At 69.2% G+C, this 9808-nt stretch carries 9 protein-coding genes; 1 reads left to right on the top strand and 8 read right to left on the bottom strand.

What is annotated here, in order from left to right; genetic code table 11:
• The 8 genes from H504_RS42685 to H504_RS0125865 form a co-directional block, all read right to left on the bottom strand.
• On the bottom strand, positions 1 to 234 hold a 234-nt coding region (locus tag H504_RS42685), incomplete at its 3' end, for a transposase (RefSeq protein ID WP_026425152.1).
• A gap of 250 nt (positions 235 to 484) precedes the next feature.
• A complete protein-coding gene (locus H504_RS37035) occupies positions 485 to 2257 on the bottom strand; it encodes a S1 family peptidase (RefSeq protein WP_051386277.1) in 1773 nt (590 codons plus the stop codon).
• Positions 2258 to 2353: 96 nt separating this feature from the next.
• A complete protein-coding gene (locus H504_RS0125890) occupies positions 2354 to 3121 on the bottom strand; it encodes a hypothetical protein (protein WP_026425151.1) in 768 nt (255 codons plus the stop codon).
• Positions 3108 to 4610 carry a VWA domain-containing protein gene (locus H504_RS0125885; RefSeq protein ID WP_026425150.1) on the bottom strand — a complete coding sequence of 501 codons (1503 nt, stop codon included), beginning with the start codon at positions 4608 to 4610 and terminating at the stop codon, positions 3108 to 3110. The genes H504_RS0125890 and H504_RS0125885 overlap by 14 nt, the downstream gene beginning before the upstream one ends.
• On the bottom strand, positions 4607 to 5827 hold the full coding sequence (locus tag H504_RS0125880; RefSeq protein ID WP_026425149.1) for a hypothetical protein: 1221 nt from the start codon (positions 5825 to 5827) through the stop codon (positions 4607 to 4609). The genes H504_RS0125885 and H504_RS0125880 overlap by 4 nt, the downstream gene beginning before the upstream one ends.
• An 85-nt stretch (positions 5828 to 5912) precedes the next feature.
• On the bottom strand, positions 5913 to 6053 hold the full coding sequence (locus tag H504_RS42165; RefSeq protein ID WP_169735463.1) for a hypothetical protein: 141 nt from the start codon (positions 6051 to 6053) through the stop codon (positions 5913 to 5915).
• Positions 6054 to 6073: 20 nt separating this feature from the next.
• On the bottom strand, positions 6074 to 7075 hold the full coding sequence (gene lipA / locus H504_RS0125870; RefSeq protein ID WP_026425148.1) for a lipoyl synthase: 1002 nt from the start codon (positions 7073 to 7075) through the stop codon (positions 6074 to 6076).
• A 17-nt stretch (positions 7076 to 7092) separates the two neighbouring features.
• Complete coding sequence (locus tag H504_RS0125865) at positions 7093 to 8022, bottom strand: oxidoreductase (protein WP_026425147.1); 930 nt, start codon at positions 8020 to 8022, stop codon at positions 7093 to 7095.
• 98 nt (positions 8023 to 8120) lie between these two features.
• Between H504_RS0125865 and H504_RS0125860 the strand changes: the two genes are divergently transcribed.
• The gene (locus H504_RS0125860) at positions 8121 to 9164 is read left to right on the top strand and encodes a hypothetical protein (protein ID WP_026425146.1); all 1044 of its coding nucleotides are present in this window, start codon (positions 8121 to 8123) and stop codon (positions 9162 to 9164) included.
• The last annotated feature ends 644 nt before the right edge of the window (positions 9165 to 9808 follow it).

The raw sequence follows: 9808 nt of genomic DNA, 5'->3' as shown, positions 1-9808 counted from the left end.
CTCCTGCTCCAGCAGCGTGATCCGCTTGCGGGCCTCACGCAGCTCGGCCGAGTCGCTGCGACTCACACCTGGTTTGACGCCCTCGTCGGTGTCGGCCTGGCGCAGCCACTTGAACAAGGTCATCGGGTGGACCCCGAAGTCCTTCGCGATCTGCTCGACGGTCACACCGGGCTCACGGTCACGGGCGACCCGCACTACATCGTCGCGGAACTCCTGGGGGTAGGGCTTGGGCACAACGACATCCTCCCAGCTCACCATCACGGCAAGCCAACTCAGATGTCACCTACTCGTGCAGCAGACCCCACCGACAGCCAAGCCCACCGACAGCCAGCCCCATGACAGCCAAGCCCACCAACAGCCCAAGCCCCTCGACAGGCCAAGCCCCTCGACAGGCCAAGCCCCCCGACGATCCAGGCTCAACGGCACTCACACGGGCAGGACCCGGCGGATCACCGGGTCCTGGCCCGCGCAGGCCACCGGCCCATTACGGCGCGTTGTACCCCAGTGTGTACTGCCCGCCACCGGTCACCGATTTCACCTGGTATCGGTAGTAACCAGCAGTCCCGTTATACGAAAACGTCTCATTCGCACCCGCGGATGTCCCCTGTGCCACCACCGGCCATGTCGAGCCGTTCCATTTTTGGAGGTACACGTCGAAGTTGGCGGAGGGTGGCCCGGTCAGGCAGGCCTGGTGGACCCCCGCCGCCGCTTGGAAGAAAGATCCGTCAGGCTGGTACTGGCTACCGCCGGAGCTCAGGTTGCCGGATTTCGTGACCTTCATGTTCGGGCAGGCTGCTCCGCCGACGGTCAGGGTGTATGTCGCGGACATTCCGCCGCCGGTGACTGTCACCACATAGGTGCCGGGCGGAGTGCTGGCGGCGGTTGAAATGGTGAGGGTGCTTGATTGGCCGCTGGGCGGGTTGAACGAAGCTGTGACTCCGGAAGGCAGGCCGGAAGCGCTGAAGGTCACCGAAGTCGACGCCTGGACTGCGGCGTTCACTGAGCCGCCGGGAGAGGTGTTTCCCGACGACGGCTGCAGGGTGATTTGGGCTGGGTCCTCGGAGCTCGTGTTGTCGATATCCCCACGGATCTCGTTGTACACCAGCGAGATCCGTGTTCCCCAGTTCGGGCAGCCGCCGAGGTGGTGCAAGGCGATTACCTTGTGCGAGGAGCCTGCCAGTACTGGCGATCCGGAGTTTCCGCCGGAAGAGTCGCAGCGGTACCCGGTGTTCACCCCGGATGACGCCACGTCGATTTTGCAGGTGGCGCCGCCTTCGGTGTCTTCGTAGATGGACATCCGCTTGGGTTTGATGTCGCCGTGGCCCGCGATGTAGATGCGTTCGCCCGCGGTGGGTTCGCGGACGTCCAGGTAGAGGGTGCCGTATTGGCGGATGGTGTCGAAGTTGGTGACGCTGAACAGCGTGTAGTCCAGGTCCTGCAACGAACTCGTCCGGATCAGGTCTTGGCCGCTGACCTTCGTTCCCGTTCGCGGGTTGTTGCCGCCGCACGTCGCGCATTGGTAGTCGAACTGGAATTCGCTGGCGCGCAGGTCGGTGGCGTTGTCGACGCAGTGGGCGTTGGTCAGCATGCGGTTGGTGTTGCCGACTCGCCACGCCGTGCAGGAGCCGATGCCGTCGACCAGTTGGCGGGCGACGGCGTTCGAGCGGGTGTACTCCACGGGGTGGCTGGTTTGGTAGCAGACGACGTCCTTGCGGGCGTCGTTGCCGCAGACGCTCATCGTGGTGGGGTTGTTCGCGGAGAACTCGGCGCTGCCGAAACCACGGTCGTAGCGGGTGACGCGAACGCCGTAACCCTGGCGGGACAACGACTTCGCGTCTCGGGGGGCGGTGGCGTGCAGGGTGACGACGGCGGTGTCGCCGTCGATGGACATGGCGGCGAAGCCGGGTTGGCCGTGCACGGTGAACGGCGAACCCTTGGTCCGGTCGTTGTAATAGGTGTAGGTCTCCCGGCCGGACGGCGAGGACACCGTGAGGTAGTCGTCGCCGACGAGTTTCAGCGGCGCGAAATGCACTTTCACATAGGTCGCCCCGGGAACTGTGATGGTGGTCGACCACGAATTCCCGTTGTTCCCGTATTCGAGCGCGGTGCTGCTCGGCACCTGGGCGCCGGTGCGCGACACTCCGGCCGCGAGGGCGGTTTTACCCAGGTCAGCGGCCATGATCGGTGGTGCTGGGCTGAGCGGGACGGTGACGAAGGCGGCCACCAGCGCGGCGACCGGGACAAGACGTCGAAGCATTCGGTGCTCCTCGACCGCAGGGTGCAATTCACTGAGAAGAGTGCACCCCGATGACCGTTATGGGGGTATCCCACATCCCCATAGCAGAATTCGCGGCTACTGGAAGATGGCCACCGGCCGCACCACGAGTTCGCCCCGCCCGGCTTTCCACGACTGCACCTTGCCCAGGCAGCGCGCCTGGAACGGCCCGTCCGGCAGGTCGCCGTCGCGCAGGCCGTCGTGGTGGCACTCCAGCCGGACCTGCGGGCCGTCCTCGGGGTCGTCCGGGTCGCCGAACGGGGCCAGCAGCACGGTGCGCGACCCGAGGTGGTCGGCGACCCGGAACACGCCGCGGATGGACACGTAGCTGTCGATCCCGCGCAGCCGCACCGGTGCCGGGCCGCCGCCGGAGCGGTCGCGCAGCCGGGCCACCGCGACGTTGTCCACCACCGTGCGGTCGCGCAGGTCGACGTGCACCACCCCGTCGGCCGCCTCCAGCGCGTCCAGCAGCACGCCGATCACCGCGATCGGGTCGGCCTCGGTGAAGTAGCGGCTCACCACCTCGCGTTCGCTGCTGTGCTCACCGGCCGCATTGGCGCTGCGCCAGGCCACGCCGAGTTTGCGCTTGCGCTGCGTGCCCACTCGCTCCTCGACCTCTCGGCTGATCGCGTCGCCGTAGCCGCCCGCCTGGTACAGGTCGAGCACCGACTTCTTGTGCAGGTAGAAGGTGATGCCGGGGACCTGGCGGGCGGGCGTGTACCGGCGGCGGACCCGCCACGCCCACCCGACCGACCCGACCGCGACGACGATCGCCAGCGCGGTGACGCACCACACGAGCACCCACGGCCACCACACCGACCACCACAGAGCCCTATCGACAGCCACGGATCTCCTTCACCGCCGCAGGCAGCGACGCGTCGTCGGCGGTGACGACCCGCCCGCCGGTCGCCCGCGCCACCCGGTCCAGTTCCGCCCGGTCCGCCCCGCCCAGCGCGATCGCGAACACCGGCGCCTGACGCGGCCCCGCGCGCAGGAACTCGTCCGCGCTGATGCCCGCGTTGTTCTCCCCGTCGGTCATCAGCACGACCGACGCGTCCCCGCGCACCGACCGGTACGCCTGGTCCAGCGCGGACCAGATCGCCGTGCCGCGCCCGTCCGCCGGGGCGGCCACCTCCGGCGCCAGGCTGTCCACATCGGACTGCCCGCGCACGGTGACCTCCCGCCGCGCCAACACCGTCCCGGCGAACCGGATGACGGTGATCGTCTCGCCGAGGTGGAACCGGTCGAAGCCGCCGGTCCCGGTCCCGCTCAACGCGGCGAACGCCGACCGCAGCCGGTCGACCCGGGTGCCCGCCATCGACGCCGAGTAGTCCAGCACGAACACCACCTGGTGCGTCCCGACCGCGGTGAGCCTGCGGTAGTCGGCGAGCAGCGTGCTGACGACGTCCTGGTCGTCCGGGAAGTACAGGGCGTTGCCGATCGGGGCGCGCAGCCGTTCGGGGCGCTCCAGCGCGGGGTCGGCGGAGCGGCGGGCGGTGTGGTCCATGATCCAGCGCTGCGCGTCCGCGCCCTGCAGCCACTGCGCGGCCCGCTGGTAGGCGTCCCGCCGGTCCTGGTTGAGCAGGATCAGCGGGAACCGGGACAGGACCATGCCGTCCCGGGGGTAGATGATCTCCAGTGGTTCGCGCAGGCCGCCGGAGTCGTTGAGCGCCAACAGGGTTGACTCGTGCGCGACCAGGCCGTCCACATCGGACTGTTGCTGGTCGAACCTGGTGACCAGTTCCGCCGTCGTCCTGGCGCGCAGGGTGTTCCCGGTCAGGAACCCGCCCAGCGCGACGCAACTGACCTGCTGCTCGGTCAGCGCGCCGCCGGTGCCCGCCGCCGCTGTCGCCACGCCGATCAGCGCGGCGAGACCGGTGCTGGACGCGGTCGGGTCGGTCATCCCGAACCGCAGCTCGCCCGCCGCCGCCCGGTCAGCCACGTCCGCCCAGGACGGTGGTTGCCCGTGCGCGGCCGCCCGCAGCCTGGCCGCCGCCGCCGGGCGGAGGCCGACCACCAGCGGGGACGCCATGACGTCGGTCGACGGGGGCAGCGAGTTCTGCCTGCCGTTCGCCTTCCCCCACAGGTGCAGGAACTGGTCCGTCGTGGGCCAGGCCAGGTCGTGCTCGCCCTTGTCCGCGGCCAGGTCGGCCTCCGGGTCGTCCACGTAGTCCAGCGCCAGCTCGATCCCGGTGTCCCGGCGCAGGTCGTCGAGCAGCGGCTGCAGGTCGGCCAGTTCGCGGTCGGCCAGCACGGTCAGCCGGACCTGCTCGCCGGGGACGCCGGTGCAGCTCGCGAGGACGGCCAGCAGGACGAGCAGGGCCGCCGCTCTCACGGGTGGACCGTCGGGCAGTCGCCGACCGTGGTGATCATCTTCTCCAGCAGCGGCAGCGCGGGCAGGAACGTCTCCGTGTCGCCGACCCCGGAGCTGGGTACCGGCATGCCCCGGCCGGTCAGGAACGACGACACCTGGCCGGTGTTCAGCGTCGTGTCGTCCTCGAACACCCGGAACCCGAGCTCCAGTGCCCGCTGACGCAGGTCCGGGTCCGTGGCGATCAACTGGCCGAGCCGTTCGCCGTTCGGGGTGAGCGCGATGAACTCGGGCACCGTCTGGAACTGCGCCGCCGGGTAGAGCAGCACCCGGCTCTCGTCCGGTCGCCCGGTCTCGGCCATCTTGCGCAACTGGTAGGCCAGGTACTGGTGCTCGTAGATCACCGCGACCGGCGCCAGGCTCTTGCCGTCGGCGGCGAAGTAGCTGCGCGCCATGTCGTCGCCGGGCAGGCCCTGCGCGGTCAGCAGCGGCTTGATCTCGTTGGCCAGTCGCACCGCGTCGGCCTCGGTCTGCGGGATCACGTTGTGGTTGACCACGAACGCGACCAGACCGAGGTAGGTGCCCGCCGAGTTCGACGAGCAGGTGTCCGACGACTGCGCCAGCACCCGGTTGCCGTTGTCGAGGTGCGGTCCCCTGGTCAGTTGGCTCCAGGTCTTGTTGGCCTGGATGAGGCCGACGAACCGCTCCATCGGCATGTCGTAGTAGAGCCGGTGCGGCCCGGCGCCCGCCTGCGGGGAGGCCACCCCCTCCGCGGCGAGGGCGTCGGCGTACTCCCGGTAGGTGCCCAGCACGATCGGGCTGAAGAACGGCTTGAACACCTTCGCCGGGTGGTGGTGCTGCTCCTCCCAGCGCCGCCGGATCAGCAGCGCGGCGGGCTGACCGGAGGGGAACACGAAGTCGTAGTCGGAGACGTCGTTGTTCGCGATGTCGCGCGAGCCCGCCTGGTCGATCGAGACCTGCAGGCCGTGCGCCATCAGGATCCGCTGCACCTGCGGGTCCTGGAAGTAGTCGGCCTTGGACGCCAGCCGACCGCTGACCACCACGACATCGCGGAACGGCAGCCCCACCAGGCCGTTGGCGAACAGCAGGAGCACACCGACGAGTGCCACCGCGGCCGACGGCCCGAACGTCCAGCGGAAGCGCTTGCGCCGGAAGATGGACCGGGGTGGGACGACGACCGTGAGGTCCGGCTCGGCCACGATCCCGGGGTTGATGGTCACAGACCCTCCCAGTCTGTCGACAACCCTTCCCCAGGGGAATCGTCCGAACACCGCCGGTGATTACGGCCGCGCGGCCGGTTTCGGCTCAGCGCACCGATCCCAGCCCCGATTCGTCCGTCTGGCGAGCCGCTTTCGTCTTCTTGCGCCTCTTCACCAGGTGCACCACCGTGACGACCAACGCGACGACCACTATGACGACCACCGTGACCGCGCCGAGCAGGACCAAGCCGCCGCGACTGAGGTGACTCAGCGCTTGAGCAGAGCGGTGATCTCCTGGCTGGACTCGCCCGCCTCGGCCAGGTGGCGCAGGTTCTCCGGGACCTGCTCGCCGCGGTGCTCGACGGCCTGGGTGTAGAGCCGTCCCGCCCGGTACGACGAGCGCACCAGCGGACCGGCCATCACCCCGGCGAAGCCCAGCCGCTCCGCGGTCTCCTTGTGGGCCAGGAACTCCTCCGGCTTCACCCACCGGTCGACCGGGTGGTGGCGGACGCTGGGCCGCAGGTACTGGGTGATGGTGATGATGTCGCAGCCCGCGTCCCGCAGGTCGGCCAGCGCCTCGGTGACCTCGGCCGCGGTCTCGCCCATGCCGAGGATCAGGTTCGACTTGGTGACCAGGCCGTTGTCCCGCGCCGCGGTGATGACCGAGAGCGACCGCTCGTAGCGGAACGCCGGGCGGATCCGCTTGAAGATCCGCGGCACCGTCTCCAGGTTGTGCGCGAGCACCTCGGGGCGTGCCGCGAACACCTCGGCGAGCTGGTCCGGCTCGGCGTTGAAATCGGGGATGAGCAGCTCGACGCCGGTACCCGGGTTGAGCGCGTGGATCTGGCGGACCGTCTCGGCGTAGAGCCAGGCGCCGCCGTCGGGCAGGTCGTCCCGGGCGACGCCGGTGACCGTGGAGTAGCGCAGGCCCATCGCCTGCACCGACTCGGCGACCCGGCGCGGCTCGTCCCGGTCGAGGTCGGCGGGCTTGCCGGTGTCGATCTGGCAGAAGTCGCACCGGCGGGTGCACTGCTCGCCGCCGATCAGGAAGGTGGCCTCGCGGTCTTCCCAGCACTCGTAGATGTTGGGACAGCCCGCTTCCTCGCACACCGTGTGCAGGCCCTCGCGCTTGACCAGGCCCTTGAGCTCGCGGTACTCCGGGCCCATCTTGGCCCGGGTCTTGATCCACGAGGGCTTCTTCTCGATCGGTGTCTGGCTGTTGCGCACTTCCAGGCGCAGCATCTTCCGACCCTCAGGCGCGACAGTCACCTGCTCAGGCTACGCCTTTACGCCGGATCCGGGGAAACGCCGGTCAGATCCGCTGTTCGCCCCCACAACGTCCGGCCGAGGGTGGGGCTCAACGCCGCACTCCTCGGTTTCGCGGGGCCTGCGCCGCCGAAAAACTCGCCGGGGCCGGACGGGCCGTAGAAGCCGCCGCCCACCACGTCCGGCGCGGTCGCGGCGTGGAGCAGGGGCAGCGCGCCGCGGTCGACGGACTGGGTGACCAGCTTGCCGCCGACCCGCACCACCGCCGTCAGCGCCCGGCCCAGCGGGCCGCCGCCGCGCAGCCGGGCCGAGTTGCCCGCGAGCTCGGTGTCGGCCAGCCCGGGGTGCGCGGCGACGCTGACCAGGTCGATGCCCGCCCCGGTGGCCCGGCGGTGCAGCTCCAGGGCGAACACCAGGTTCGCCAGCTTCGACTGGCTGTAGGCGGCGGCGGACCGGTAGCGGCGGTGCTCGAAGTTCAGGTCGTCCAGGTCGAACCCGGTGCCGCGGTGGGCCAGGCTGGTCACCGTCACCACCCGGGCGCCGGGGACCTGGCGCAGCGCGGGCATCAGCAGCCAGGTCAGCGCGGCGTGGCCGAGGTGGTTGGTGCCGAGCTGGAGTTCGAACCCGTCCGCGGTGGCGCGCTTCGGGGTGGCCATCACGCCCGCGTTGTTGACGAGCACGTCCAGCCGGTCACCGGTCCGCTCCCGCACCTGCGCGGCGGCCGCGCGCACCGAAGCCAGGTCGGCCAGGTCCAGGGTCAGCAGCTCGGCCGGGCCGTCGACGGTCGCCAGCGCCGCCCGGCCGCGCTCGACCGACCGGCACGCCATGATCACCAGCGCGCCCCGCCCGGCCAGCACCCGCGCGGTGCGCAGGCCGAGTCCGGAGTTCGCCCCGGTGACCAGGACCGTCTTGCCGCTCTGGTCGGGGATGTCCGCCGCGGTCCAGCCCATGGGTTCCTCCCTCGTGCCTCGTCCACCCGAGGGTAGGCAACACTGGCTGAGGGTGCGCTCAGTGCCGGTCGTAGGGTGTTGATTCCACAACTGGGGGAATGATGATTGGACTGGCGCTCGAACCCGAGCTTGACCGGCCTGTGTTGGCCAACCCGACAACCGCCATGATGGTCGAACTCCGCGCCCGCTTGTTGCAGCCGATGTGGTACCGCGTCTTCTGGGTCGCGGTATTCCTCGCGGCTGCTGTGGCTGATGCGGTGATGCATGGTCTTGGTCTCGGGCCGCTGTACTTCTTCGCGGCCGCTGTTATCACGACGAAGACCGCGGTGCTGATGCGGCGGGAGCGGAAAAGATTCGAGCACGACTCGGAGTTGCTCGCGAACGCGTATTGGAAACCGGCGGCGGCGCGGGTCATCCACGGGGCTGGGCTCGTGACGAAGTTGTGGGTGGCGCTGGGCAGTGACTGGGTTCCGGTGCAGGTGAAGTGGATGACCGGGATGCATCGGGCTGTGCTGCGGCGCACCGGGCGGGTGTGGCTCGTCGGACCGGACGAACGCGGTCTCGTGCTGGTGCGGGTTGAGGGGAGCCATTACCCGTTCTCCGGGTCGGTGCTGACTGAGGTCCCGGCTGAGCGTCCTGCGGATAAGAAAGAACCGACCGACCCGACTGTGGCGGCGGCCCGGAATGCGGCGCAGTCGTTGACGGTTCTCGGCATGCAATTGCTGGGGGTCTTGGTCTTCACGCTCGTGGTGGCCAATAGTGGGGACGAGTTTGATCTGCCGGTGTTCGTGGGCGTGGTGGGGACCGGGTGGGGGATTCTGTTCTTTCGGCTGTACCAGGCGTGGCGACCGGGGAATTTGCGACAATTGCCGGGGTTGGTGGCGGAGGCGAACTGGGTTCGTGTTGGCGTGGTGGTTGATCCGTTTGAGCCCCGCCGACTGGGGGCTGCGACGGCGACTGCGACAGTGCGATCTGATGGGGACGTGAGCCGAATCGTTCTGCCGCATGCTGGGGTGGATCTACTTGGGACGATGCATGAGACTGGTGTGGTGTGGATCTCCGGTCCGTTCCGGGGAGGTGGACCGGTGGCTGTTGGTTATCCGGGGTATCCGTTGGTCGCTGCTGCGCGGGTGAGGCGGTAGCTGAGGTCAGGGCCTCGGCGTGGGTCCTTGTCTGCGTCGGTCTCTATGGTCGGGGACTGTCGGTGGGGGTGGCTAGGGTGTGTATTCGGGGGGCTTTGTTGGCGGTTGATCTTGGTGTGAGGGGGCTCTGGGCCTCGGCTGCGCCTCGGGGTTCGGCCTGGTCGCCTGGCGGCGACGCCGGCGCTTGGGCGCCAGATTAAAGCTGGGGTGCCCGTTGTGGTGAAGTTGTTTTGTTTGGGGCCCCTAGCGGTGGCCTGGGTAAGGCTAAAAGGCGGGGCCACTGGAAAGCGTGGCCTTACCCGCCTGCCGGCTTAGGCTACCGCTTCCCCCAAACAAAACAACTTCACCACAACGGGCGGTTGGGATCGGCGGGTTTCGAGGCGCGTGGGATGGGCTGGCGGCCTTCGTCGGTGAGGTGTGGGTTTTTGGGTGTGCGGTGTGGGTGTGGCGCTTTGTCGATTTGCGTGGGTGTGTGTGGGAGGTTCGAGGGGTGCGGGTGCAGGTGTGGGACTTTGTCGGCGACGGGCGTCAGGTGTCTCGGGGGGGGGTGAGGGGCGGGTGCGCAGATCGGTGTGGTGACGACGTAGTGGGTGAAGATGGGCTTGCCTGGCCACGGGGGGGCGTGGATCTCTGGCACGGTCGCG

Source organism: Actinokineospora inagensis DSM 44258 (assembly GCF_000482865.1).
Lineage (GTDB): Bacteria > Actinomycetota > Actinomycetes > Mycobacteriales > Pseudonocardiaceae > Actinokineospora > Actinokineospora inagensis.
The sequence above is the reverse complement of the archived record's forward strand: the minus strand, read 5'-3'. Positions and strand labels throughout refer to the sequence as shown.

Coding starts and splice junctions, on each gene's coding strand:
- H504_RS0125860 (WP_026425146.1), top strand. CDS start 8,121: ATGATGATTGGACTGGCGCTCGAACCCGAGCTTGACCGGCCTGTGTTG.
- H504_RS0125865 (WP_026425147.1), bottom strand. CDS start 8,022: ATGGGCTGGACCGCGGCGGACATCCCCGACCAGAGCGGCAAGACGGTC.
- H504_RS37035 (WP_051386277.1), bottom strand. CDS start 2,257: ATGCTTCGACGTCTTGTCCCGGTCGCCGCGCTGGTGGCCGCCTTCGTC.